This is a genomic window from Spirosoma flavus (assembly GCF_054778555.1).
In genome coordinates this window covers 740,215-766,787 of record NZ_BAAGZL010000001.1, presented here as the reverse complement: position 1 = coordinate 766,787, position 26,573 = coordinate 740,215, and the positions used below count along the sequence as shown (strand labels likewise).

At 48.7% G+C, this 26,573-nt stretch carries 23 protein-coding genes; 12 read left to right on the top strand and 11 right to left on the bottom strand.

Features of this window, described 5'->3' with window-relative positions; all coding sequences use genetic code 11:
• Positions 1–8: 8 nt before the first annotated feature.
• Entirely contained in the window at positions 9–1,499 is a 1,491-nt protein-coding gene (gene araA, locus ACYVF1_RS02990) for an L-arabinose isomerase (RefSeq protein ID WP_461075466.1), read from the top strand.
• Between the two features lie 116 nt (positions 1,500–1,615).
• On the opposite strand, the gene ACYVF1_RS02985 is transcribed toward araA, so the two are convergent.
• Positions 1,616–3,613, bottom strand: a complete 1,998-nt coding sequence (locus ACYVF1_RS02985) for a T9SS type B sorting domain-containing protein (RefSeq protein ID WP_461075464.1) — start codon at positions 3,611–3,613, stop codon at positions 1,616–1,618.
• A gap of 365 nt (positions 3,614–3,978) precedes the next feature.
• Positions 3,979–4,485 (bottom strand): DUF2480 family protein, encoded by a 507-nt coding sequence (locus ACYVF1_RS02980; RefSeq protein ID WP_461075462.1) that lies wholly within the window; start codon positions 4,483–4,485, stop codon positions 3,979–3,981.
• A 195-nt stretch (positions 4,486–4,680) separates the two neighbouring features.
• On the opposite strand from ACYVF1_RS02980, the gene dnaN reads away from it, so the two are divergent.
• Positions 4,681–5,802 (top strand): DNA polymerase III subunit beta, encoded by a 1,122-nt coding sequence (dnaN, locus tag ACYVF1_RS02975; RefSeq protein ID WP_461075460.1) that lies wholly within the window; start codon positions 4,681–4,683, stop codon positions 5,800–5,802.
• A 112-nt stretch (positions 5,803–5,914) separates the two neighbouring features.
• Complete coding sequence (locus ACYVF1_RS02970; RefSeq protein WP_461075458.1) at positions 5,915–7,198, top strand: TCR/Tet family MFS transporter; 1,284 nt, start codon at positions 5,915–5,917, stop codon at positions 7,196–7,198.
• Between the two features lie 327 nt (positions 7,199–7,525).
• Here the strand turns inward: ACYVF1_RS02970 and ACYVF1_RS02965 are convergent, their stop codons facing one another.
• The 7 genes from ACYVF1_RS02965 to ACYVF1_RS02935 all read right to left on the bottom strand — a co-directional run bounded on the left by ACYVF1_RS02965 (position 7,526) and on the right by ACYVF1_RS02935 (position 13,984).
• Positions 7,526–8,086, bottom strand: coding sequence for a YceI family protein (locus ACYVF1_RS02965; protein ID WP_461075456.1), 561 nt, complete (start codon positions 8,084–8,086; stop codon positions 7,526–7,528).
• A gap of 3 nt (positions 8,087–8,089) precedes the next feature.
• Entirely contained in the window at positions 8,090–8,776 is a 687-nt protein-coding gene (locus ACYVF1_RS02960; RefSeq protein ID WP_461075454.1) for a hypothetical protein, read from the bottom strand.
• 18 nt (positions 8,777–8,794) lie between these two features.
• Complete coding sequence (locus ACYVF1_RS02955) at positions 8,795–9,310, bottom strand: QcrA and Rieske domain-containing protein (protein WP_461075452.1); 516 nt, start codon at positions 9,308–9,310, stop codon at positions 8,795–8,797.
• 72 nt (positions 9,311–9,382) lie between these two features.
• Positions 9,383–11,026 (bottom strand): porin family protein, encoded by a 1,644-nt coding sequence (locus tag ACYVF1_RS02950; RefSeq protein WP_461075450.1) that lies wholly within the window; start codon positions 11,024–11,026, stop codon positions 9,383–9,385.
• Positions 11,007–11,585: an RNA polymerase sigma factor gene (locus tag ACYVF1_RS02945; RefSeq protein WP_461075448.1), complete on the bottom strand. Its 579-nt coding sequence runs from the start codon at positions 11,583–11,585 to the stop codon at positions 11,007–11,009. Before ACYVF1_RS02945 ends, ACYVF1_RS02950 begins: the two co-directional genes overlap by 20 nt.
• 179 nt (positions 11,586–11,764) lie before the next feature.
• Positions 11,765–12,613: a hypothetical protein gene (locus ACYVF1_RS02940; RefSeq protein WP_461075446.1), complete on the bottom strand. Its 849-nt coding sequence runs from the start codon at positions 12,611–12,613 to the stop codon at positions 11,765–11,767.
• A gap of 219 nt (positions 12,614–12,832) precedes the next feature.
• Complete coding sequence (locus ACYVF1_RS02935; RefSeq protein WP_461075444.1) at positions 12,833–13,984, bottom strand: App1 family protein; 1,152 nt, start codon at positions 13,982–13,984, stop codon at positions 12,833–12,835.
• Between the two features lie 233 nt (positions 13,985–14,217).
• On the opposite strand from ACYVF1_RS02935, the gene ACYVF1_RS02930 reads away from it, so the two are divergent.
• From ACYVF1_RS02930 to ACYVF1_RS02895, 8 genes are all read left to right on the top strand, one after another.
• On the top strand, positions 14,218–14,598 hold the full coding sequence (locus ACYVF1_RS02930) for a Rid family detoxifying hydrolase (protein ID WP_461075442.1): 381 nt from the start codon (positions 14,218–14,220) through the stop codon (positions 14,596–14,598).
• A 78-nt stretch (positions 14,599–14,676) separates the two neighbouring features.
• Entirely contained in the window at positions 14,677–16,218 is a 1,542-nt protein-coding gene (gene gltX, locus ACYVF1_RS02925; protein WP_461075440.1) for a glutamate--tRNA ligase, read from the top strand.
• A 64-nt stretch (positions 16,219–16,282) separates the two neighbouring features.
• A complete protein-coding gene (locus tag ACYVF1_RS02920) occupies positions 16,283–16,576 on the top strand; it encodes a hypothetical protein (protein WP_461075438.1) in 294 nt (97 codons plus the stop codon).
• A 138-nt stretch (positions 16,577–16,714) separates the two neighbouring features.
• Positions 16,715–17,494 carry a TIGR00266 family protein gene (locus tag ACYVF1_RS02915; protein WP_461075436.1) on the top strand — a complete coding sequence of 260 codons (780 nt, stop codon included), beginning with the start codon at positions 16,715–16,717 and terminating at the stop codon, positions 17,492–17,494.
• A 151-nt stretch (positions 17,495–17,645) separates the two neighbouring features.
• On the top strand, positions 17,646–17,936 hold the full coding sequence (locus ACYVF1_RS02910; protein WP_461075434.1) for a hypothetical protein: 291 nt from the start codon (positions 17,646–17,648) through the stop codon (positions 17,934–17,936).
• Between the two features lie 93 nt (positions 17,937–18,029).
• On the top strand, positions 18,030–18,617 hold the full coding sequence (gldD, locus tag ACYVF1_RS02905) for a gliding motility lipoprotein GldD (protein ID WP_461075432.1): 588 nt from the start codon (positions 18,030–18,032) through the stop codon (positions 18,615–18,617).
• A 14-nt stretch (positions 18,618–18,631) separates the two neighbouring features.
• Positions 18,632–19,051, top strand: coding sequence for a c-type cytochrome (locus ACYVF1_RS02900; protein ID WP_461075430.1), 420 nt, complete (start codon positions 18,632–18,634; stop codon positions 19,049–19,051).
• Between the two features lie 237 nt (positions 19,052–19,288).
• Positions 19,289–22,378, top strand: coding sequence for a ligand-binding sensor domain-containing protein (locus ACYVF1_RS02895; protein WP_461075428.1), 3,090 nt, complete (start codon positions 19,289–19,291; stop codon positions 22,376–22,378).
• Here ACYVF1_RS02895 and ACYVF1_RS02890 read toward each other — a convergent pair.
• Together ACYVF1_RS02890 and ACYVF1_RS02885 are read right to left on the bottom strand one after the other, a co-directional pair.
• Positions 22,350–23,291 carry an alpha/beta fold hydrolase gene (locus ACYVF1_RS02890; protein ID WP_461075426.1) on the bottom strand — a complete coding sequence of 314 codons (942 nt, stop codon included), beginning with the start codon at positions 23,289–23,291 and terminating at the stop codon, positions 22,350–22,352. The two genes, ACYVF1_RS02895 and ACYVF1_RS02890, sit on opposite strands and share 29 nt — an antisense overlap.
• A 300-nt stretch (positions 23,292–23,591) precedes the next feature.
• Positions 23,592–25,202, bottom strand: coding sequence for an acyl-CoA carboxylase subunit beta (locus ACYVF1_RS02885; RefSeq protein ID WP_461075424.1), 1,611 nt, complete (start codon positions 25,200–25,202; stop codon positions 23,592–23,594).
• Positions 25,203–25,561: 359 nt separating this feature from the next.
• On the opposite strand from ACYVF1_RS02885, the gene fabG reads away from it, so the two are divergent.
• Positions 25,562–26,311, top strand: a complete 750-nt coding sequence (gene fabG, locus ACYVF1_RS02880) for a 3-oxoacyl-ACP reductase FabG (protein WP_461075422.1) — start codon at positions 25,562–25,564, stop codon at positions 26,309–26,311.
• The last annotated feature ends 262 nt before the right edge of the window (positions 26,312–26,573 follow it).

The following is a 26,573-nucleotide window of genomic DNA, read 5'->3' as shown; positions in this document are numbered from 1 at the left end:
TAAACAACATGATTGATTTAAAGCAGTACGAAATTTGGTTCATAACGGGCAGTCAGCACCTCTACGGCGAGGAAACGCTGAAGCAGGTCGATGCTCATTCACAAATCATTGCCGATTCGTTTGATACGTCGTCAGCCATTCCGGTTCGGGTTGTTTTCAAGCCGGTCGTTAAAACGCCGGACGAAATTTACACCATCTGTCAGGAAGCGAACGTAGCGCGCAATTGCGTGGGCATCATTACGTGGATGCACACGTTTTCGCCCGCTAAAATGTGGATTCGGGGATTAAGTGTCCTGAAAAAACCGATGCTCCACCTCCACACGCAGTTCAACCGCGACATTCCGTGGAATGACATCGACATGGATTTTATGAACCTCAACCAGTCGGCCCACGGCGACCGGGAATTTGGCTTCATCATGTCGCGGATGCGCCTGAACCGGAAGGTAGTTGTTGGCTACTGGCAGGAGCCTGACGTAATCGCCAAAATTGCTGGCTGGACGCGCGTAGCAGTGGCCGCCTATGAGCTGAAAACTATGAAAGTGGTACGATTTGGCGATAACATGCGGCAGGTAGCCGTTACGGATGGCGATAAAGTAGCCGCCGAAATGACGTTCGGCATGTCGGTAAATACGCACGGCATCGGCGATCTGGTGGCGGTAATCAATCAGGTTACTGATGCCGAAATTGACCAATTAGTAACTGAATACGCAGATACTTACTCGCTGATGGATTCGCTACGCAAAGGCGGTGCTCAGCACGGTTCGCTACGTGACGCAGCCAAGATTGAAATCGGTTTGCGGGCGTTTTTGAAGGATGGTAATTTTTCGGCCTATACCGATACGTTCGAAGACCTGCACGGCATGACCCAACTGCCGGGCATTGCTTCCCAACGACTCATGGCCGAGGGTTACGGCTTCGGTGGTGAAGGCGACTGGAAAACATCGGCCATGGTACGTACGCTGAAAGTGATGGCGGCTGGACTTCCGGGCGGCAACTCGTTCATGGAAGATTATACGTATCATTTCAACCCCGGAAATCCGCTGGTGCTCGGTTCGCACATGCTCGAAATTTGTCCGTCAATAGCGGCCGCAAAACCAACCTGTGAAATTCATCCACTGGGTATCGGCGGTAAGGCCGATCCGGTACGTCTGGTGTTCAACGCTCCGGCGGGTCCGGCGATCAACGTATCATTGATTGATATGGGCAATCGGTTTCGGCTGCTGGTCAATGAAGTGGAAGCGGTTGACGTGCCCGAAGCGCTCCCCAAACTGCCTGTTGCCCGCGCCATCTGGAAACCCCTCCCCGATATGCAAACGGGTTGCGCGGCCTGGATTCTGGCTGGCGGTGCTCACCACACAGTATACAGCCAAAATCTGACCACTGACGATATCGAAGATTTTGCTGATATTTTCGGTGTAGAGCTCGTGGTTATTGACCGCAATACGAACCTGCGTCAGTTGAAAAACGAGCTTCGCTGGAGCGAAGCAGCTTATCGGTGATATGCCTAATTAAACTGTTTCTGTAGCGCATTATCAGTTATTCTAACGAAGAATCCTGAAGCGTCCTCACTCACTACGTCAGGACGTTTCAAGATTCTTCGTTAGAATGACAAAAATCAACGTAGCACCGTAACAACACCACGTCGGGCAATGGCTACGTTTTTAACATCAACGTATTCGAAGTAATACGTATAAGCCCCCGCGTCAACCGCGGCCCCTTGAGACGTACCATCCCACCAGCCATCTTTCTCAAGTATCGAGAAATTTTCCCTCGCAAACATCACTTCTCCCCAACGGTTATAAATAGCTAATTTCCGAATGGTATAATTGATTTTATAACCTGATACCAGTTGAAAATAATCGTTTACTCCATCACGATTCGGGGTGAAGGCATCGGGTACATATACGTAGCAATCGCCGGATGCGTCAATACTCACTTCTCGTTTTACTATACAGTTAGCAGCGTCTTTAACCGTCACGGTATAGCTTCCAACGGCCAGATTCTGGAACGTAGTGCCCGACTGAAAGGATTGCCCATTGAGTGAATACTGCTTGTTGCCGCTGCCCCCCGATACAGTCAACGTTAACGTACCATCCTGTTGTCCGCAGGTGGATTCGCTGGTTTGCATACCGTCGATTTTTGGGGCAGAATTAGCGCCTACGGTAACCGTCTGACTAGTTGTGCATCCGCCGTCGGTCACCGTAACTGTATAAGTTCCACCGGCCAGATTCTGAAAGATAGGACTACTTTGCGAGGGTTTCCCATCCAGTGAATAAGACTTGGTTCCACTACCGCCCTGCACAGTGGCGGTAATAATTCCGTTGGCTTGGTTACACGTAGCATCCTTGACCTGAAACGGGTTGAGCACTATTGGTTTACGATTCACTTTCACCGCCCTATCCACAAGACAGGCCCCATCTTTGACTGTTGCTTTGTAATCGCCACTGGCCAGATTCTTAAAGACAGGCGTCGACTGATACGTTTGCCCATTCAGCGAATACTGACCTGCCCCGCTCCCACCCGATACAACCAATGTTACGGTTCCGTCGGGCTGGTTGCAACTGGCATCCGTAATCTTTACATCATCAATACGTGGTAAACCTTTGTTGCCAACGGTTATCGAGTCCGATACACTACAATCCCCATCCTTAACGGTCACTTTATACTTTCCGCCTACCAGATTAAAGAAAACGGGCGTAATCTGAAATGGTTGACTATTTAAGGCATATTGACTGGCTCCGCTTCCACTGGCTAAGGTTAATGAAATGGCTCCATCGGCACGCCCACAAGTAGCACTGGCGGAGTTGACCCTATCAATCTTCGGCGGATTTCTAACACCTACGGTAGCCGACTGACTTTGCACACAGCCGCCATCTTTCACTGTAACCGTATAATTTTTACTGGCGAGATTGATAAAGGTCGGGCTCGCCTGAAATGTCTGCCCGTCGACAGAATATTGTCGGGACGAAATCGGCAGATTTGGCGTTATGCTCACCGTTAATACGCCATCCGAACGCCCACAACTGGCCGGAAGCGCGGTTGTCGACGCGATCGTAAAATTCTTTCCCTCGGGCGTTGCCGCCAGTGCCAGATCATCGAAATAAGCTTCAGTCGTAGTACCGCTTCGGCGCTGGCTTCGTAGTCGTATTCTAATTTTCCGGGTTTTAGGCTTTACAATAAAGGACGTAGTAACGAGAGTCCACGTACCGTAGTTTGACGGGCCAAGTGTATAAGAGTCCAGTACTACATCACTGCCATCGAGCGCATCAAGAACAATAGTAGTCTGATCAGGCGGATTTTTAGAAGTAGAGCTGACCGACCCCAGAAAGAAAAAGCGTTGATTCCCTAAATCAATGGAACAGGTATAATCATCCAGGGCAATGGTTTGGCTTAATTCGGCGTCGGCAGTATTGACCGCAGAAAAATACCCATCTCCCTTTTGTGGAGCAGGATTGGTTGTACGCTTCGTCCATTCACTACCAGCCATTTCAACCCAAGACGGTATCTTACCATTTACCAAAGGCAAATCACAACTAGGGTTTTTAATCAGGTTTTCTTGAGCACTGACAAGGGTAGATAATGAAAGCAATAGAATTACTATTTGAAGTTTCATTATACAGTAAAAATTATATCAAATTCATTTCGCTATAAGTGGGCTGATTAAACACACAACAAATTGTCAATCAGCGGATTGATTCAAAACGCAAGAAATCTAATATACTACTTATTAAAATACGAGACTATAAAAAAGCATAAATAGCCACTATGGTACACTATTGTTACCAAAGCGACAGCAATGCACTAAAAATAGACTGCATCAGCCTAAATCCTATGCAATTAGTATACCAGCCTGTAATGGATAAAAATGAAATCTTAAAGAAACCCTATAAAGCCATCAGGCCCCGACAGATGCTGACTGTCGGGGCCTGATAATGATCAATATAAATCTATAGTCGCAACCGACAGCCGGGGCCTGTACTACGCTTTCGGGCGCTTGTAGAGGGGGACGGTGCTGCAGGGTTCGCCAAATAGCAGGCTTTGCACTACCGGACGTAGCACGCGGGTCACCTCGACGTAAGCAGCCGTGGGAACGGGTACTTTTGAGCATCCTTTCACTACTACGCGGGCGTCGCGGTAATCATCAGGGTTGATTTGGGCAATGGCATCAAAATAAAGTTTCTCCTCCAGGTCAGTCAACGTACCAAACACAATGCTGTTGGCGAAAGGCTGCAATTGCAGGGTAAGCAGCATGTAGGCCCAAGTTGGTACAATGGCATCTTCGGTGCAGGTAATTGCTACGTTCTTACCGGCATATTGGCTCCAGTCATGCTCTTTCAGAAAAGCCCGAAAATCTTTTTCTTTCAGAATCAACCCCATATAAAGGTTATCTTTCAGATCATACACGACGCGCTCGCCCGGATGATAAAGATCTTCCAAATCGAGCGTAATCAGGCCACTATTGGCTACACGATTGACAATTTCCATAGTTTAAAGAGTGAAAGAGCGAATGAATGAAAGAGCGAGGGCGCTGGAAATGCGCTCTTTCACTCATTCGCTCTTTCACTCTTTAGAACCACCATTTACAGTCGAAAGGTTCTCGAAAAACTTGGACCGGCTGTCGGCTTTTTTTGCTACTTTTGTTCTTATATCCAAGTGATAACCGACTTAACCAACTGGCTAATGAAATTTATTGTTTCCTCATCTGTTCTTCTCAAAAACCTTCAGCATATCAACGGCGTCGTGGCTACCAACCCGATTGTGCCGATTCTTGAAAATTTCCTATTTCGTATCGAAGATGGAAATCTGATCGTAACGGCTTCGGATCTGCAAACAACCATGACCACGCAGATGCCGGTTGAATCGAGCGAAAACGGGTCTATTGCCATTCCTGCTAAGCTTTTGCTTGATACGTTACGCAGCTTACCCGAGCAGCCTGTCACGATCAATATTGATACTAATACGTTCGGTACGGAAATCCTGACCGACAATGGTCGCTACAAGCTTTCTGGCGAAAATCCAATTGATTTCCCCAAACTTCCGACGGTAAATAAGAACATGTCGGTCGATATGACGTCGGACGTATTGCTCGGCGCCATCAACAATACAGTTTTTGCGACCAGCACCGACGACCTTCGCCCGGCCATGACGGGGGTACTTTTACAACTCACCGGCGACAATGCTACGTTCGTGGCAACCGACGGGCACCGACTCATTCGCTACCGACGTACCGATCTCGGTTCGGCGGCTAGTACGTCGATTATTATTCCGCGAAAAGCCCTGCAATTGCTCAAAGCATCGTTGCCGGAGAATGTGCCGGTCAGCACCGAGTTTAGTCAGTCGAACGCTTCCTTTACGTTCGGCCCCACACAGCTCATCTGCCGACTGATTGACGAGCGTTTCCCGGACTACGAGAACGCCATTCCGACCAACAATCCGAACGTAATGACGATTGGACGTAGTGATCTGCTCAATTCGCTGAAGCGGATCATGATTTACGCCAACCGCACAACGCACCAGATTCGGCTTTCGCTCAAAGCGGGCTCCCTGACCATCTCAGCCGAAGACCTCGATTACTCCAACGAAGCCAACGAAAAACTCCTCTGCGAATACAACGGCGACGCGATGGAAATTGGCTTCAACGCCAAGCTGTTATCGGAAGTTTTGAGTAATCTGTCTGCCAAAATGGTTTCACTGGAAATGTCGGCGCCCAACCGGGCTGGTTTGCTCATCCCAGCCGACAAGGAAGAAAACGAAGACATCCTGATGCTGGTGATGCCCGTCATGCTGAATACTTACGCGTAAAAAAAGTTATAAAGTTGTAGGGTTATAAGGTTGTAAAGTTGCTCCGCCTAATTCGTTCGCGTCAGCCAACTCTACAACCTTATAACCCTACAACTTTATAACTCCCATTCTCATGTCCAAACAACGTACTGCACCAGCGCTGATTTTCATTTTCATTACGTTGCTCATCGACGTAACGGGGTTGGGTATTATCATTCCTGTTTTCCCAAAACTGCTTGAGCAACTGATTCATGGCAACATCAGTCAGGCAGCCAGTTGGGGCGCCTTGTTAACGCCTGCTTATGCATTAATGCAGTTCATCTTCGCGCCCGTTTTAGGTGGATTGAGCGACCGCTACGGCCGTCGACCGGTACTGCTGTTTTCATTGCTTGGTTTTGGCGTTGATTATCTGTTTCAGGGATTTGCGCCTAGCATCGGATGGCTGTTTGTTGGTCGGGTTCTGGCCGGGATAACGGGTGCCAGTTTCACTACAGCCACTGCCTACATTGCCGACATTAGTCCACCGGAAAAACGAGCGCAAAATTTCGGTTTGGTAGGCGCGGCTTTTGGTGTGGGCTTCATTCTTGGCCCGGCCATCGGCGGGCTTCTGGGCCAATATGGGCCGCGGGTACCTTTTTTCGTAGCGGCTGGCCTAACGCTGGTTAACTTTCTTTATGGCTTATTGATTCTGCCCGAATCGCTTTCCCCAGACCATCGTCGTCCGTTCGACTGGAAACGGGCCAATCCGCTGGGTTCGTTGATGCGGCTGGGCAAATATCCCGTCATTCTGGGATTGGTAGCGTCGTTGGTGCTGATTTACATTGCCGGGTTTGCCGTGCAGGGCACCTGGACGTTCTACACCATCGAGAAATTCAAGTGGGATGAAACAACGGTTGGCTTCTCGCTGGCTACAATTGGCGTGGCGTTTGCACTGGTACAGGGTGGCTTGAGCCGGGTGCTTATTCCCAAGTTAGGTCAGCAGCGATCGGTTTATGTGGGCATGATGTTCAGCGCGATTGGTTTCCTTTTGTTTGGACTAGCGAATCAGAGCTGGATGATGTTTGCATTCATGTTTATTTACGCGCTAGGGGGCATTGCTGGCCCATCCATTCAGGGAATTATCTCCAATCAGGTTCCAGGTAATGAACAGGGTGAGTTGCAGGGTGCGCTAACTAGTCTGACCAGCGTTACGTCGATTGTCGGGCCTTTTATTATGGGGAATTTGTTTTCATTTTTCACCTCCCCCAAAGCGCCTACCTATCTTCCCGGAGCGCCGTTTTTTCTAGGTTCGCTTTTGATCGTTATTAGCGGTCTTCTCGCCCGACGCGGGTTGAAGCGCAATCTGGTAGTCAGTTCAAACCAGCCTCAGCCAGCTCAAGCCGAAACTAACAGTGTTGCAGGTAAAGCCGATAATTAAGCTGCCTCCCTGGCTCGTTTTCCACAAGAACTCACCCAGACAGACCAGCCACCCAGCGCATCCGAAAAATTATATCCGATACCTAACATTAATACAGCAGTGCCGTAGTTGGCAATTTTTTGTTGATACGTTTTCTTAGATACGCCTGTTTCCTGTAGCGTGATGTACAGAACAAAGGTCGAATACGTACCACATTTCCAAAATAGTAAAACCTGTAAAACAGGCTATAACGTAACGCGGCTTCAATAGAAATCGAACCGTTTGATTCCTACCGAAGCCGCGTTATGTTTGATGAAAATCTATTCTCCGAGCTGACGTAGCGGGGAGTTACAGATTGAAAACAAGATTGAAACGTAGCACCATGCCATCTTCCACTTTCATGCCCATAAGCGATGGCCGTTCAATACCGTAATCCGTCATATTAACCGGAAACTGCCCCGTAAGTGTCATTTTACCACCGGCCTCTTTGCGCGTTGCCTGCAACGTAACAGGCTTGGGAACACCGTGAAACGTCAACGTACCCTGAGCCGACATAGTACCATCTTCGGCTGTTTTGATATTCGAGCTGGTAAACGTTACGTTCGGAAACTTGATACCATCGAGCACTTCCATAGCGTGCGAATCGCGGTTGTTATTGTCGCTGTCGAACGACGACACTTTTATCGAAACCGCTACGCTTTCAGGTTGCTTGGTTTCGTCGTTGTACATCATAGCGCCATTCACTTCCTTGCTGACACCTTCCCAACTGTGAAGCGGGTGTTTGGCGGCATACGTAACGGTCGATTGCGTTTTGTCGGCCATTACTTTGCGTTTGGCCATCGGTGCTGTAAAGGCAAAGAACGCCCAGGTGGCTATGAGTAAGCCACTCAAAATCAGATAGTTTTTCATAGCTTAAAAAGTCAAAGAAACAATAGAAGCTGCGTAGGCACCGAACGTAGTATAGGCTGCCGCCCGGTGATACGGTTTAAGTTCTGGATTATCCTGAATCATGTGTGCCAGTACATTAGTTGCAACCATTCCTGTCAAGTGCACAATAGCGAGGTATTTATGCAGTTTGATGGTCGTGAATCCCTTGCGGGCGCCAACTACCGGCGGTGGCGTCGTGAGCGATAAAGCCAACGTAGTGCCATAAGCGATGTTGATAAACGTAGCACTGCGTTCGTGCCACTTTTTTGTATCAACATACTCCTGTCCTTTAGCGTTGTACAGCTTTGCGCCAAGAATACCCTGCGCAATAAATCCCGCCAACGTAACGAAACCCCCAATCTGGTGCATACCGAGCATGGTACGTCTTACTTTAAGCTCCTTTGCCCGGCCTTCGGGCGTAAGTGGTGCCACTTTCAGGCTACGTAGCAACCCTTTCGGGCCCCAGAAGGCTCGTTGCGTAAACAGCATTTTATGCGGCAACAACTCCTGTTTATCTGTTGAATCAGAAAGGCTGGCCAGGAGATCGTCATCCGATGATTTTGGTTCGGCTGCGGGCGCACGGGACGAGTCCCGGCGCACCGCTGTCGAATCCTGAGCCTGTAGTGAACCCACCCCAAGCCATAAAAGCGTGGCAAAAATGACGTATTTCATCGCGTTGACTATTGAAAATTAGGCGGTTACCGTCAGTGTGTTCCCGTCTGTACTGAGGGAGGTTTTATACTGGGTCAATGCCTTCGTAGCCGGTCCCACTTTTACTGCGCCTGTTACTGCATACTCTGAGCCGTGATTACCACAGTAAATATCATCTTGCGTCGACCGATATACCACTTCAGTACCCTCGTGAGTGCAGGCTTTCGACAGCGCAACAACTGACCCGCTTTTCACTTTCGCTACGATAACCCCACCCACAATAGCGTACTGGCCCGCTGTTTTCAGTTTACTATACGTACTGGAGTTCAGGTCCAGCGTAAAATTGACGGCTCCTTTCGAGGCATCGGCATTGCCTGTAAAACCCGTTCCGGTAGGATTACCTGTAGACGGCGTTGGGTCGGTACTGTTGCTTTTCGAACAGGACGTCAACGTAGTACCCATGCAATAGAACGCCATCAGGGCTGCGCTGCTCAGGCCAAGGCTGCGGATGAACTCTCCGCGCTTCATTTGTTCGGTCGTTGGATTGCTTTTCATGGCGTTATAATTAAATTTAGTGTATTTACATGAATTAACGAACAACTTTGCTTCACTTATGCACTCACGGGTTTACAGCTTATAGCGAAGCGAAAAAAACGTACCCGTACTCAATAAATCAATCTTAAAATAACCCACTTTCTTTATCGGAGCTTTCATGAACGGCTCCACCTGCCAGGATAATCGTCTGCTAATGGCTCGTTCGTACCCAATTGAAAAGTTCAGATTGCTAAGGCCATAGCCGCCTGTGCTCTCACTCTCCGTTGTCGGATTTGTCGCATATGGACGGTAATAAACATAGGTGTAATCCTCTTTATTCATGATGTAGCTGGTTACACCTGTACTGACGAACCACCGAGATGGTTGGCGACCGTCGCTGCGAGGTCTTACCAAAACATCATACCGTATGTTTATCGGAATGTCGAACATATTACATCGACCATCTATTCCGGCGAAATTAGCTGGGTACTTTTTGATTTCTGCGGGCAAAAGCGAATAGTCATATTCGCCCGGCAGCGCCTTATACACTTTCGTGCTTTGAATCACACCCGCCTGAATACTCCAACGCGACGCCAACCGATATTCCAGCAATAAGCCAACGTTCGTACCCGGTCGTGTAAAGTTTTTCAAACCGATTGAACTCAAATCCGGAGCCACGACGAACCGAACACTCAACCCGCGCTGAACCGGTACGTTGGGCACAACCTTTCGTACTGTTGTATCAGGCTTTACTTCCATAGGCCGGCCTTCAAACGCCAGATTTTTTGGCCAGCGTGGTGATTTACTGGCCAGCTCGGTTACGTTCATCAGGGCAGCGGCTTCGGGAGCGGTTTCCATCGACTCAGTCAACGTAGCATTACGTGGTTCATCAGCAGGCAGCTGCTTCACAGTCGAGTTTGGGGTAGCGCCCATCTGGTTATTAACCGATAGACCAGGAGGTACTACGTTCCCGTCCCGACGGGCGTAGCCTCGTCTGCGCGTTGCCAAAACACTACGTTGCTGCTGGGTAAAAGTACCGATAGTTGATACGTTGGTTTGCGCTGAGCGATTGACGCGATCTATGGCTTTACGTGTTGCCAAAGGTGCTACGTTACGTAACGAAGATTTTGCTACGTTGGCGCTCTTTGTTGACCTATACGCCGGACCAGCCGACTTCGTTGCAGGGCGAGCGGCAGACGCGGGCGATGTCGCAGGTGTAATGGCTACGTTATCAGAGGTTTTTGGCAAATTCGTTCGTTCATCGGCCAACTTTGTCCGATTGCTGGAATTCGTTTGCACCGTTTGTTCATCGGTCGATTCCTCCCGATTAACCGATGGCTGAACATCGCTGGCAAGCTTCCCTGCGTCCTGTTGTTGCGGCTCAGTTGACTGTTCTGTATCGGCTAATCGGGACGATTCGCGCTGATGTGACCCTTTAGCTGTTGTATTCCCTTCGGGCTGTTGGCTGACGACTGTCGATGACAAAGCGTTACGTTCGCCACTAGTTGCCTTTTGATAGACGAACCATCCTCCACCCGTCAGCAATAATAGCAGCGCAACGGGCAATCCCCAACGTAGCAGATTCTTCCAGAGCATTGCTCCGGCTGGTCTGGTTTTGTCGGTCGAATCCAGCAGGGTGCTCATTTTAGACCACGCCCCTGGATCCTGATTCGGTTCGAACTCTTCAGCCGACTTTCTGAAGAGCTCATCCAATTGGTCATCGGTTAGCTCTGACATACTCGTCGTAGTTTATCTGCTTCAATAGTACGCGTAGATTTTCCCGCGCCCGGGCTAAGTTTGATTTCGACGCTCCGACCGAAATACCAAGCTGGTTGGCAATTTCTTCGTGCGTGTATCCGTCTATAACATACAGGTTAAACACCAGCCGATACGCAGGCGACAGCCGCTGAATCAAGGCCATTAAATCCTCGTGAGCGAGCTGACTAAAAGCGTCAGATGCTTCCGAAATCGCCATTTGCCCAACATCCTCGACCGATTCATGATGGTGATGCTTCATCTCCTGGCGATAGTGATCTACCGCTGCGTTGATCATGATTCGCCGTAGCCAGCCCTTAAAAGGCTGCGCCGGATCATATTGATCTAATCGGGTAAAAACTTTCAGAAACCCATCGTTGAGCACTTCCAGCGCCCCCTCACGAGTAGGGGCATACCGCAGGCATACGCTCATAGCATACCCATAGAATTGCCGGTATAGCAACTCCTGACTTTGCCGCTGGTTACGTAAGCAACCAGCGAGCAAGTCGGATAAAGCAGGTATGTTCGGCGCGTTGGACAAGCTATTCCACGTTTGGGTTACAGGTAATCAGGCAATCAATAAGATTCTGTCGACTTAAAAATAAAACTTTAAGTGAATGTTTAATGAGAAATGAATAATTAATTCCTGGCTGATAATCATCCATTATACACGCTACATTCAATCAGGCTAACAGAATCGAAATTAACCCAGTTACTTTATTAATTCGGCGCTTCCGCCGATGTACTGTTCACGACAGGCCATACACCCGGTCTTGGCACGCTTACACCTTTCGTGGCCCCTCGCTGACCAGCGTCGGCACCAAAATAGTAAAGGGGCCAGCCTTTGTAAGTAAGCTGTGTTTTGCCGACCGCCGTAATGGTCGTAAAATCAGACTTTTTGAGCGCCGACGGAATTTCGCCAATCGTAGCCGACGTTTCGAATATCGGCCAGGTTGGGTTGTTACTCAGATCGGCTTTGGTATACGTATTTTTATTCTTTTTGTCGGGAGCAAAGGCGTAGAGCGTACGCCCAATGCTGTCGGTCAGGAATAACGAATTGCCTGTTCCTTCTTTCGTGTCGAAGGTGTAGTTTTTGCCATCCATCCCCACCAGTTGCCGCGACGCCAGCATCACCGTATAATTTGGCTTAGCGACCAGCCAGACGTTACCGACGTTTTCGCCGTTCACATCGCCCGTTTTGGCGTCGTTCTGATAATAGTAGAGCGGCCAGCCTTTAAACGTGGTTTGTTTCGACCCGTCGGCGCGGGTAATGGTCGCAAAATCGCTCGCTTTCAGACCCGTTCCCATCGAAGGGTTTTCTTTGTAAAATACTGGCCAGGTTGTTGCGCAACCACCCGTGCAACTCGAGGTACCCGTTACGTCGGGCGCAAAGAAATAAAGCGTTTTTCCGTTTTCACCGGCAATAACGTTACCCAGCGACGTTGTTGCGAGCGATAAATCCGTACCACCACCAACGGTTGTCGGGTTTTCTTCCTTGCAACTCCATAGCGCAATCATCAGCAAAGCCGTCAATACAGGCAGGCGCTTCACAAAATAGGACGTTCTCATGTCAACTGTAGTTTGATAGTAAAGATTGAACAGTTGAACCGGTTCGTCCGTCAATACGGAGGGTTTTTAGAAAGGGTTGCGTGAGGGGTAAAAAAAATGTCAGAACCGGGATTGAGCAGATTGAGGGATTTTCAGGATTTTGTTTCTCGCTTCGTTGAAGCGCTTTATAAACTAACAAAATCCTGAAAATCCCTCAATCTGCTCAATCCCGGTTCTGAATTACTCCTTATCAGCCCGGCGGTCGGCGCGGATTTCGGGAATGGTGTCGGAATCGATTAATCCTAACGAAGCCGCGTGTTCAGCAGCCGCTACGGTATCCGCCACGAGCAACATCGGAACGTTATACGTATCGGTTGTGCGAATAAGTTCACGAACGGCTTCATCCCGTACATCTTCCGATACGTCGCGAATGTAAATCGCCAGAATTCGACCGGGGTTTTCCTTAACTATTTGTGAATAAATTTCGGGGTCCTGCTGGCCGCTGTCGCCAATGAGCACGAAGGGCAGTTGAGGGTTCACATCCAGCACTTTACGGATCATGGCCAGCTTATGCGTATGATGCCCTTCCGACGAAAGCATTTGTTTATTCAGGCTAAAATCACGTAGCAGCAAGGGGCCTTTTGGGATTCCCTGAATCCGAAAAAAATCGACCAGCAAATCATATAGATTCCAGGGGCTGCTCGACACGAAATAAATTGGATTAAACAACGTAGTGACCGGCCCACTCTGCAAGGCCCGATAAAAAGCCCCGATTCCGGCAAAGGGCAGACGCGTGTACGCATTCCCCAAAAACGTCAGTCGGGCGGTCTGAAGCAGGTTGGTGGCGTCGGTTACCAATACCGTATCGTCAATGTCGGAAATGACGCCAAACTTGCTGAACGGTGGCGAAATCATTAGATAACCCGCTTTTTCAACGGGTTGCGCTACGTTGTCCGGGTTTAACTCGGTGGCTGGCTGCACTACGTTATCCAGCGAATATTGAACTGGAAACCAGGCGCGGCCCGGCGGCAGATCATTCGGCGGGTTGATGGTGAGCTCAAAATAGCCATCTTCGTCAGTAACCGTTGTATACGACGTACCGAACGCTTCTACTCGTACGATTACGTTAGGTACTTCATCGCTTTCGAAGCGTTGATACGTTGCCAGCAGGTTTTGCCAGAATGTATCATGATCGCTGGGCGTGCTCAGGTCTCGCTGCCTCAAAACGCGCCCTTTCAACCAAACGGCGGTAGGGCTGCCAAAGCCACGATAATAGATGATTTTGTAGGGTTTTTCGGCATCCAAACGACCAAAGAGTTTGTTTTTCAATCGGTCAAATTGAGCATCAGCGTCGGACGCTACGTTCTGTAAAAAGTCTTTCCACGAAGCCATAGTTACCATAATTTTGTCGCACAGCGCCCCCAGCAAATGCCCGTCGATTGGGTAAGTCGTTGCGCAACGAAAACCCGATCAGGCGTAATTTTGCTATAAACATTAGGTTGCCACACGACGATTTGTAAAGTCAAACAGTTTCTTAGTGATACCTTTGTGACGTACTAACTGACAGTCGACAGTCAATGTAGACGATCACGACTGACGAGTATCAGCCAATAGAAATTAAAACCATGAGCAAACAAATTGTTTATACGGATCAGGCACCAGCGCCCATTGGTCCTTATAGTCAGGCTGTAAAGATAAACGTAGCGTCTCCCGCGAGTCTGCTGTTCGTTTCGGGCCAGGTGGCTATCGACGTAGCGGTCCAGGGCGACATTCAGGCCGAGACGCAAAAAGTAATGGAGAATATCGGCGCTATTCTTAAAGCCGCCGGTCTGGATTATTCGAACATCGTGAAGAGCAGCATTTTCGTGAAAGACATGAATAATTTTGCGGCTATCAACGAAGTTTATGGCCGTTTCTTCACCACCGAACCACCCGCCCGCGAAACGGTGGAAGTAGCCCGGCTGCCCAAAGATGTTAATGTTGAAATTTCAGTTATAGCTATTTAAAGAGTGAAAGAGTGAATGAGTGAAAGAGCGAATATGACGCGTCGGCCACTCTTTCGCTCTTTCACTCATTCACTCTTTATGTCAACTCCTGTTCGCGTTCGTTTCGCCCCCAGCCCGACTGGTCCGCTGCACATTGGCGGGGTACGAACGGCACTTTATAATTATTTATTCGCTCGAAAAATGGGCGGCAAAATGCTCCTGCGCATTGAAGATACCGATCAGAATCGGTTTGTGCCGGGTGCCGAAGACTACATTCTGGAAAGTTTGCGATGGGCTGGCATCGAGATAGATGAAGGTCAGGGCGTTGGTGGTCCACACGCACCATACCGGCAGTCGGAACGCAAGGACATTTACCAGAAAGAAGCCCAACGACTGGTCGATGAAGGTAAAGCATACTACGCTTTTGATACGACGGAGGAACTGGACGCCATGCGGAAGCGACTTGAAGAAGCCAACGCACCAGCCGCCCAATACAACGTCATCACGCGGATGCAGATGCGTAATTCGCTGACGATGAAGGCCGACGATGTTCGCGCCCGTGTCGACGCCGGTGAGCCCTACGTTATTCGCTTAAAAACGCCCCGTAAAGAAGAAGTTCGGCTGAACGATATTATTCGAGGATGGGTGAACGTGCATTCATCGGCCATTGATGACAAGATTCTGCTGAAATCGGACGGTTTACCGACGTATCACTTAGCGAATATCGTCGACGACCATTTGATGGGCATTACGCACGTCATTCGGGGGGAAGAGTGGCTTCCATCGGCTCCGTTGCACGTATTGTTATATCGTTATCTGGGTTGGGAAGACACCATGCCGCAGTTTGCTCACCTGCCACTGTTGCTGAAGCCGGAAGGGAATGGCAAACTCAGCAAGCGAGACGCCGATTTGGGTGGTTTCCCGATTTTTCCGTTGCAGTGGACCGATCCGGTTACAGGTCAGGTGGCGCGGGGTTTCCGCGAAGATGGGTATCTTCCGGAAGCGACTGTCAATTTTCTGGCGCTGTTGGGTTGGAATCCCGGTACCGAACAGGAATTGTTCACAATGGATGAACTGATTGCCAGTTTCGATCTGGCGCAGGTGCACAAAGCGGGGGCTCGCTTCGATATTCAGAAAGCGCAGTGGTTCAATCATCAATACGTCCGCCAGCGCCCCGATGCCGAATTAGCACCGACCGTACAGCAACAGGCCGAAGCCGCCGGGTTTACCTGTTCCGCCGAGAAAGCCGAGAAGATTGTTGCGTTGCTGAAAGGGCGGGTCAATTTTGCGCGCGAGATTTTCAACGAAGCCACTACGTTATTCCAGGCTCCTGCTACGTTCGATGAAGCCATTGTAGCGGCCAAGTGGAACGATGATGCCAAACGCGCCGTAACCGTTTTCCGGGACGCGCTACGTTCCTTCGATGGTGATTTCGTGTCTGAGAATATTAAACATACCCTGGGCGATGCCATGCAACAGGCCGGTATTAAACAAGGGAAAATCATGCAGGCAATGCGACTAGCTTTAACTGGACTAGGCGCTGGCCCTGATTTGATGCTGACGATGGAGATTATCGGTAAAGCAGAAACGATCAATCGTCTGGAAACAGCGCTGACGACGCTAACAGCATCGGCTAGCTAAAAATTTTGAACCTAATAGCTGGACTCGTGTTTCGGTTTTAAGTTTGTACTCAAACGCAAAGCTCATGGCAAAGAAGAAATCCAATCCCGACGAAAACGATAAACCGCGTGTTCACAAAGAACTCGAAGGTTTTGACATTAAGATTAACTCGTTCGGTGAAATCACCACGAGTTTTGACATTGACCGCATCAATCAGTTCCTGAACAAAACCGTTGATGATAAAAAGCTCCGTCACCGTACGGATCTGAATCTCAAAGGCGACGCTGAATCGGAGGAACCCGATGACAAAGACGACGATGACGAGCGTCTTTTCGATGAAAGTGACAATGATTTGCCCGACGATATTAATCAACGCTAAAAAGCCCGACCTGTGAAATTGCCCGGTCGGGCTTTTTTTGTGCCGTTTGTCAGAAAAGATATCCGGGAAATGCCCACGATTGTGTAGTTTTCGACTATAGTTCACTAAACTTTTGACGAATTACTAACGACTCTTAGCATGTATTCTCACGAAATCGACTACAAAATCATTGGCGAAGACATTCAAATCGTTGAGATTGAGCTTGACCCCAACGAAACCGTTATTGCCGAAGCCGGTTCCATGCTGTTTATGGAAGACGGCATTACGTTCGAAACCAAAATGGGCGACGGTTCGCAACCAGATCAGGGCTTTTTAGGCAAACTACTCAATGCGGGTTCGCGGATGATCATGGGCGAATCACTGTTCATGACCCACTTCACGAACCGGGGTGTTGGCAAACGAAAAGTGGCTTTTGCGGCTCCGTATCCGGGCACCATTATGCCGGTTAACCTGGCGAATATTTACGGCAATACGTTAATTGTGCAAAAGGACGCTTTTTTGTGTGCGGCTCTCGGCACAAAACTGAGCATCCAGTTCAATCAGCGTCTGGGCGCTGGCTTTTTCGGGGGTGAAGGCTTCATTCTGGAGAAAGTACAGGGTGACGGCATGGCTTTTATTCACTCCGGCGGGGTGGTTGTTGAGCGGACGCTGAACAACGAAACGCTACGTGTCGATACCGGCTGCGTAGTGGGTTTTGAGCCAAGTATTAACTTCGATATTCAGCGGGCGGGCGGCCTACGTAGCATGATTTTTGGCGGAGAGGGCCTTTTCCTCGCTACGTTACGTGGCACCGGAAAAGTCTGGATTCAGTCGATGCCGATTTCCAAACTCGTTCAGCGTCTGGCTCCTTACAGCGCTCAGTCGCATAAAGAAGGCGGTTCGGTGCTGGGGCAGTTTGGTAGTTTATTTGAGGATTAGTCTGAACCTGGATTTAGCTGATTTAGGGATTTTCAGGATTGTTTGATCGGACCGCCGACACGGCCTGGATTTATTAGATTGAAAAAATTTTAGGATTTTTTCTTACAAAATCGTGTTAATCATTTAAATCCAGAAAATTCCGGTTCTGACAATGGAAGTTATTTGCACGAACGATAGTTTTCCAGCGCCTGTGCTGGCCTTTTACGCAGAGTTTGGTATACAGACGCCCAAACGCGATACGTTGTACACCATTCGGCAGGTGAAACGCCACACGACGGGCGAAACGGGCGTTCTTCTGAACGAAATAAAAAACCCGGATGTACCTGTAAAACACCCCGTTATGGGCGAAGTCTGGTTCGAACCAACGTTCAACATCAATCGGTTTGCTACGTTAATGGGCCAGCCCGTTCGGCAGGAGCAGCTGGAAGATGTGAATGCATAACACAACGTAACAATTTTTTCCAAGCAAAAGCCTGACACCAAAATGCCAGGCTTTTTCGTTTTTTTGAAGTCTAGTAAACACTACGTATCATCCGTGCTCAAGCAACTTCTTTTTGTTTCCACTACGTTACTGGTGGCAGCCTGTAGCGGCAGTTCATCCGACAATTATACACCCAAACCGAAAGGTTTTCCCCGCTTCGATTTGCCCAAGCCGGTATATAAACAGATTGAGGCAACCCATCCGTATGAGTTTGAGTATAACTCAATTGCCCGAATTCTACCCGATACGTTTGCCCGCTCCGAACCCCACTGGATTTTCATCAATTACCCGGCCTGGAATGCCAGTGTTCAGTTAACTTACAAACCGGTTTTACACGATGTGAACCGGCTACGTAGCATGCTCGAAGATTCTTACAAACTGGCGGCTCGCCATAACATTAAAGCCTACGCTATTGAGCAACGAAAGCTGCGATTAAAATCAGGACTGGAAGCCAGTATTATTGACTTATCGGGCGAGGTTCCCAGTCAGGTGCAGTTTGTTACGACTGATTCGACGACACATTTTTTGCGGGGAGCCTTATATTTTAACGTAGCAACGGAAAACGATTCGCTCCAGCCTGTTATTCAGTATATTCGAAACGACATTGTACATATGCTGAACACGCTGAAATGGCGCAAATAACGTATCGACTGATCATGAAAGCTTTGCAAAATAAGATTTTCGGTTTTTTAGGTGTAGTGCTGCTTTTACCAGCTGCTGTTCTGGCGCAGACTCCGGCCAAAAAGCCAGCCACAAAATCGCCCGGACAGGTGATTTATGAGCAAAATTGCCTGACGTGCCATCAGGCAAACGGGTCGGGCGTTCCCAATTTAAACCCTCCGCTACGTAACACCGAGTGGGTGAACGGCGATAAAACCCGCTTGATCAACGTAGTATTAAAAGGGTTGCAGGGGCAGGAAATTGAAGGCGATATGTACGACAACGCTATGCCTGCCCACGATTTTCTGACCGATACCCAAATCGCCGACGTACTGACTTATATACGTAGCAGTTTTGGCAACAAAGCCAGCGCCGTCACCGCTGAGGAAGTTAAAACTACTAGAAGCCAGAAATAATGCTACGTTTGTTTCCGCTAATTAAATCATCCCAAACTAATAAAATGGAACCGCTACGGCGGTACGGTTAAAAACGCACAATATTCTATGAATTAACCAATTATGTGGAGTTCTGATTGGTTTACCCTTCCCTTATCCTTACTAAAATATTCAAAACCTATTTGCCCCAATCTGATAGGTTTACTCCTCATTTTCGCCTGGCCTGGACGGGCGCAATCAACTGCTCCCGGGCCATCTGTGCCTATTTCTTCCAATATTTACTTTAGTCAGCTTTCAACAAAAAACGGCTTATCGTATAACCTTATCAATTGCCTCCATCAGGACCGGCAGGGCTTTATCTGGGTCGGTACGTTCAATGGACTCAATCGATTCGACGGGTCTCATTTTATTCCGTTCAAGCATAATCGGACGCAGCCTAATTCGATTGCCCATAACAACATTATGGACATTGCTGAAGATAAAGCCGGGAACATATGGGTCGCAACGGTAAATGGGGTGAGCCGGTATTCAAAAGACACGAATACGTTCACCAATTATTTACTGGAGACAAACTCATCGGAAGCGTTCAGTAACAATGTTGTCAATAATATTCTCTGTGATCGCAACGGGACGATTTGGGCAACGTCGTTGGGGGGCTTATTTGAGTTTTTACCCGCTCAAAATCGGTTCAAAGCGTATCGTCACAATCCAGCTGATCCAACAACGCTTTCAACAAACCAGATTCCTCGTAATTCGCTCGTTGAAGATCCTAATCATCCCAGATTATGGATGGGATCGGGTAAAGGGCTTAACTGTTTCGATCTGCACAAGAAGGTCTTTTATAATTACCGCCATAATCCGCAGCATTCGACCGTTTTCACCGATCATAAAATCTATCCGCTGACTTTCGACCGGCTTGGCCAGCTGCTTTTCGGCGATGAAGAGAAGCGTCAATTAATGGCGTATGATGCAAAAAAGGATCAAACTACGTCCATAACGCCGGTTTTGGCGCCAAACAAAAAAATTGAAATCGTTTCTAGTTCGGCTATATACGTCGATTCGCAAAATGACATTTGGTTGAGTAGCTGGAACAATGAAATTTTCCATCGGACTTCGGCCACAAACACCTGGATTCAACTGAACCACGACGATGCCGACCCAGGTAGTATAAATTCAAACTTTTTCTGGGACGCCCTCCAGACGCGGGAGGGTGTTACGTTTGTTGGTGGCCTGTATGGTTTGTCTATTTATAAACCGAACCATGCCTATCAAACTATTTTCAATCCTGCTCTCGCTTTTCCCGAGCGTAAATCTCCACTCCGAATTTTTTCTTTAGTCGAAGATGGTGCGGGTACGGTATGGATGGGAACGAACTGGAATGGCCTGATTGCCTATAACACAAGCAAACAGACATTTACAACGCATCCGGTTGCCGGTCATGCTACGTTGCCTTTATCGGTGAGTAGCGTTTTTCATCTGGGATTAGTTGATGAAGAAATCTGGGTGTGTACGAGTAAGGGAATTCAAATTTTCAACCCTGTTACCCGACAATTTAGGCCATTCAGCGCGATACCCGAGAGAAATAAATTACAGGATTCTTACATTACCTGGGCATTTCAGGACAGCCGTAAAAGGGTCTGGATCAGCGCTTCCTCTAGGTGGCTGTTCGAATACCATCCGCAAACGAAAACGTACAAACGACATAATTTAGACAGTTTGTCGGGCTCTTCTGACGTAACAAACGTTACGTCTTTTACGGAAGACAAGTTGGGGAATGTGTGGTTTGGTACGTACCTGGGGCGGTTATATCAATACAACAGCGCCCAGCAAACATTTACGGCTCACGTACCTAACCAGAATCAGGTACCTCGTGTACTCCAACAACCGATTAATGACCTTTGGGCGGGGCCTGACAACAAAATCTGGTATGCTTCGGAAGGGGGTGGGTTAGTCCAGTATGATCCTACACAGAACCGGTTTAAATCCTGGATGGAAAGCGATGGGCTATTGATGGACGTATGCAATAAAATATTGCCTGATCGTCAGGGCAATATATGGGTCAACTCGTATGAAGGCCATACTATTTTCGATCCGGTACGGGAACGAATCGTAAATCCGCGCGTCAGGTATGGGCAGCGGGAAAATAATTTCTTCTCAAATACCCAATATCGACTTCGCAACGGCGACCTATTGTTTGTCAATACGGGTAATCTGATTCGAGTCAATCCCGACAAGATTGGCGGTGCGCAGGCTGCCTCGAAACCTGTAATTAGTAGTCTGGCCGTATTTGAAAAATCCCGTCCCCTTTTCTCCGATACGTCTCCCATTGAGCTGACCTATAAAGAGAATTTTTTTACTCTAACTTTCTCATCCCTGGCGGCTCCTGGCAGCGCTCCGATTGAATATACGTATCGATTGACAAACTATGACCCGGATTGGGTACGTAGTGAAAATCGGACGTTTGCTACGTATACCGGCGTAAAAGGCGGGCATTATTTGTTTCAGGTGAGAGCCCGCACCCAGCAGGGAAATTGGAGTCCGGTTCAGTCGTTACCGATTTATATTCAGCCTCCATTCTGGCAAACGGGCTGGTTTCAGCTTGGTTTAATGGGTACGTTTATCGGTCTGTTTATCTTCATTGCCCGGAGCCGGGAAAAACGACTGATGCTTCAGCAGGCCGAACAAAGTGAGTTCAAGCAACGGCTGGCCGCCGTGGAAATGAAGGCGTTACGTTCGCAGATGAATCCGCATTTTCTGTATAATTCGCTGAATGCGATTCGGCTGTTTGTGCTGCAGAACGACAGCGACAACGCGGATAAATACCTCGTCAAATTTTCCCGATTGATGCGGCTGATTCTGGACAACTCGCGCCAGGAATGGGTTACACTGGCTAGTGAGCTGGAGCAGCTTGAACTCTATCTGGAGCTGGAGCAGTTACGGTTCGATCATAAATTCGATTTTTTCATTGAAACGAGTCCTGATCTTAAAGTAGAAAGCCTGCTTATTCCGCCCATGATTATCCAGCCTTACATTGAAAATGCAATCCTTCACGGCATCGCTCATAAAACGGAAACGGGCACGATCTGGGTGCGGGTACGTTCAACGCCAGACTACCTGGAATGCATCGTGGAGGATGATGGGATTGGCCGACGTAGAGCCGCCGAACTCAAGAGCCGGACGCCAACATCGCACCGAAGCGTAGGCCTTCAGGTAACCGCCGAGCGCCTGCAACTGATTGGGCAACGTAACGGAAAACAAACACAGGTTGTGGTGATTGATAAAGAAAATGAAGCGCACGAAGCCACAGGAACGCGGGTTGTTATTGAACTGCCGTTGATGACTCCTTAACGTAAGAGGGCAGTTTAAAAAATTCGAAAGCGAGTTGCAACGCCTGCCGCGACGTTTCAATGCCATGCCCCGTCTGCGGCAAAATCCGACTAGTACGCAATCCCGGAATATGAGCAGCCGCCAGCCGCTGGGTCTCACGTGGCGGAAACAATAGATCATTTTCGCCCAGAACCAGGTAAATATCTGTGTGTATGCGTGCTAAATCGTTAGGCGGCAACGGTGCTGGATAATCGCCCTTAAACCGATGATTACGAAGCACATAGAGAAAATAACAATCGATAAGATTACGATAGGAACAGGGTAGCTGATGATTTGGCGCACAAAATATAGCCTTATCAAGAAATCTGGAAATGGTAGTTGATGTAGGCCATACGATAGGTAGCATGTTGTAGAATAGATTCTGCAAGGAGAGCGAAAACGGTTGTATTCCTGCCGGATTTAGCAAAATCGCTTTGTGAACTCGTTTCGGTGCTACCAGACATAAATTGAGGCAAATCAGCCCGCCCAACGAAGCGCCAAGTACAGTTGCTTTGCTTATGTTGAGCGCATCGAAAAGTTGCGTGGCCCAGTAGCCATAGTCCCGACTTTTTATGTTCAGATACTGTCCATCGCTCAGGCTGGGCTGCCCGTTTACATCAACAATAAAATAGCGGCAATTATCGCGAAAGGGCGCCAGCACATTATCCAAATCCCAAAACAAACCACACGTACGGGCACCTGGAAAAAACACGACGGTTTGAGCATCAACCAAATGGGTGTTGGCGGCCCAGACCCTAGTATTGCCAAAAGCCGTTTCCACCGTGAGTTGCTGATAAGTAAACCCATTGAGGAGTTGCACTTCCTGATTCCAGTTTTCCAGAAACTGGGCCGCTTCGTCAGGATTTTTGAATGTGGATTGTCGATTGGCTTTCATTGTGCTGCTTGTTACGTAGCAAAACTACCAGCCATCACCATCACTAAAAAAATCCACTTAGTACCTAGTAGTAAGTGGTTTATAACAGGCTGTACTTTCCCAATAGCTGGAACTGCTTTGCTCTTTTACAGGTACTTGGGCGGCAAACAGCAACTATAATTACCTGTTTTTGAGAGACAATAAATTACCCCGACCCGCCATGATACGTAGCCGATCGGGGTAAGTCATTACGTCTTTTGATAAGTATACTTCAACGTAGCGTGAACTACTGATCAATAAAAACTAACTAATTCGCTTTCACTACGTCTGAATCACGCCTACGCTGTACGGCTTTGTAATGGGCGCATGGTTAGCGGCTGCGATACCTTCGGAGAGAACCTGCCGAGTTTGCAGCGGGTCGATAACGGCGTCGACCCAGAGCCGGGCGGCTGCGTAGTAGGGCGACAATTGAGCGTTATACTGGTCGGTTATTTTTTTCAGTTGTTCCTGTTCTTCTTCGGGCGTCATGGGTTGGCCCTTGGCTTTCTGAGCGGCCACCTGAATCTGAAGCAGCGTTTTAGCGGCCGAAGCCCCACTCATCACGGCCATCTGCGCCGTTGGCCAGGCCAGCATCAGACGGGGGTCGTAGGCTTTGCCGCACATAGCGTAGTTGCCTGCACCATACGAATTACCAATAACAACCGTGAATTTCGGCACCACCGAATTAGCCATCGCGCTGACCATTTTAGCACCGTCTTTAATAATGCCGCCCTGCTCAGCCCGGCTGCCAACCATGAAGCCGGATACGTCCTGCAAAAACACCAGCGGAATCCGTTTCTGGTTGCAGTTCATGATAAAGCGGGCGGCTTTATCGGCGGCATCTCCGTAAATGACACCACCCATCTGCATTTCACCCGCCTGTCCGGTACGTCCTTTGGCTTTCACGACTTTACGTTGATTCGCCACAATCCCCACCGCCCAACCGTCGATTCGGGCGTAGCCGCATAACAACGACTGTCCATAACCCGGTTTATAGGCATCGAATTCGGAGTTATCGACCATCCGCTCAATAATCTCCTGCATGTCGTAGGGCTTGACGCGATCGGCGGGAAGGATCTGATAAATCTCATCCGGATCTTTTGTCGGCGAAGCGGGTTCCGTGCGGTCGAAGCCAGCCATTTCGGAATGACCTGTTTTGTCGAAAATTCGCTTTATGGCATCCAGACAGCTTTTGTCGTCGGGGTATTTGTTGTCCACGACGCCCGAAATGTCGGTTTGAGTCGTGGCGCCACCCAACGTTTCGGCGTCAACATCTTCACCGATGGATGCTTTCACCAGATACGGACCAGCCAGAAAAATAGAACCGGTTCCTTCCACAATCAGGGCTTCGTCGGACATAATGGGCAAATAGGCACCACCCGCTACGCAACTACCCATGATGGCCGCTACCTGCAAAATGCCCATCGCCGACAGTTGAGCATTATTCCGAAACGTGCGCCCGAAGTGTTCTTTATCGGCAAACACATCGTTCTGTAAAGGCAAATAAACCCCGGCGCTATCGACCAGATAAATGATCGGCAATCGATTTTCCAGCGCGATTTCCTGCGCCCGGAGGTTTTTTTTAGCTGTAATTGGAAACCATGCACCGGCTTTTACAGTCGCATCGTTCGCCACAATCACGCACTGCCGCCCCGATACGTAGCCAATTCCGACCACTACGCCCCCAGACGGGCAACCGCCGTGTTCGGCGTACATATCCTCACCCGCAAACAGCCCGATTTCGACAAACGGTTTTCCGTCGTCGGTCAGGTAATCAATACGTTCGCGCGCGGTAAGTTTTCCTTTACGATGCTGATCGTCAATTTTTTTAGACCCACCACCAAGTTGGGTTTGGGTGCTACGTTGAGCTAATTCGTTGAGAAGTGATTGCATGAAGCGCTTTGGTAAATTTTGGTTGATGTTTCGCTAAGATCGGGGATCAATCGGCTCTCCGTGGCAAGCTATTCAACAAGTGGTACCTTTCCAAATTCATGGACCTAAACCCAGGCAGTCCATCGCTACGTGATCGGTGCCGATCTTAGCATTACCTGAGATGGAGTATAGAAAGCGATATTATGATCTGACTAACTGTCTACGGGTTTGGATCTATGTCCGAACGTAACGATTTATTCCATGCTACGTTGGTGTTGATTACAGGTATTGTTTTGTTATAATTAGCTCTCATATTTACTTAGAAAACGAACAGAAACAGTAAATATTCCCGTTTAAATCGAGAAGATTAACTTCTGGTTATGAGTAAGTTATATCAAAAAGTAGCGATTGTAACAGGTGGCGCTGGTGGTATTGGCCGGGCTATTGCCGAGCGGTTTGCTCAGGAAGGCGCTCAGGTTATTATCTGGGATGTCGAATCCGAAGCGACGCAACGTACTGCCGATGAATTGAGCGGAAAAGGGTACTCCGTAACGGCTATGCCTGGTATCGACGTAACGCAGGTAGATAGCCTTAAACAAGCTGTGGAAACGGTTATTAATCGCTTTGGGGGTATTCACATACTGGTCAATAACGCTGGCATTACACGGGATGCAACCCTACGCAAACTGGATGCCGCACAATGGCAGCGGGTTCTTGACGTAAACCTGACGGGTGCGCTCAACTGTACGCAGGCGGTGCTCGAAACCATGATCAGCCAGCAATACGGTCGAATAGTCAACATGGCTTCGTCGGTGGGCGTTCATGGCAACTTTGGCCAGACCAACTATGTAGCGGCTAAAGCGGGGTTGATTGGTATGACCAAAGTGTGGGGGCGCGAGCTGGGAAAATACGGCATTACGGTCAACGCCATTGCGCCAGGGGCCATCCAGACGGCCATGTTCGAGGCAGTTCCCGACGCGTTGCGACAGATGATTCAGTCTCGCATTGCCGTAGGTCGGTTGGGTCAGCCCGAAGATATTGCCCACGCGGCTTTGTTTCTAGCTTCTGACGAGGCCTCGTTCATCACCGGCCAGACGCTGGAAGTCGACGGGGGCCTCTATCTTGGCTAGTCGCTTTAAAATGGAGTCATCCTAAACCTTCATTCAATTAGCAAATAGGCAAAAAACAGGTTTCACATCTTGGCCTTTCTGGGGGCTGTTTTCCTCATCGGATTTATCCTGGTGTTTCTTCCAGTTGAGTGAAAAACCAACGTTTTAGAGAGGTCGCGCCGATCTCATACGAGTGGCACTACATAGCTTACTAAACCAGAATAATACGTATCCTTAGTCCAGACTGGATGCAGCTATCCCTCCGAAAAGTTGTCTCGATGCA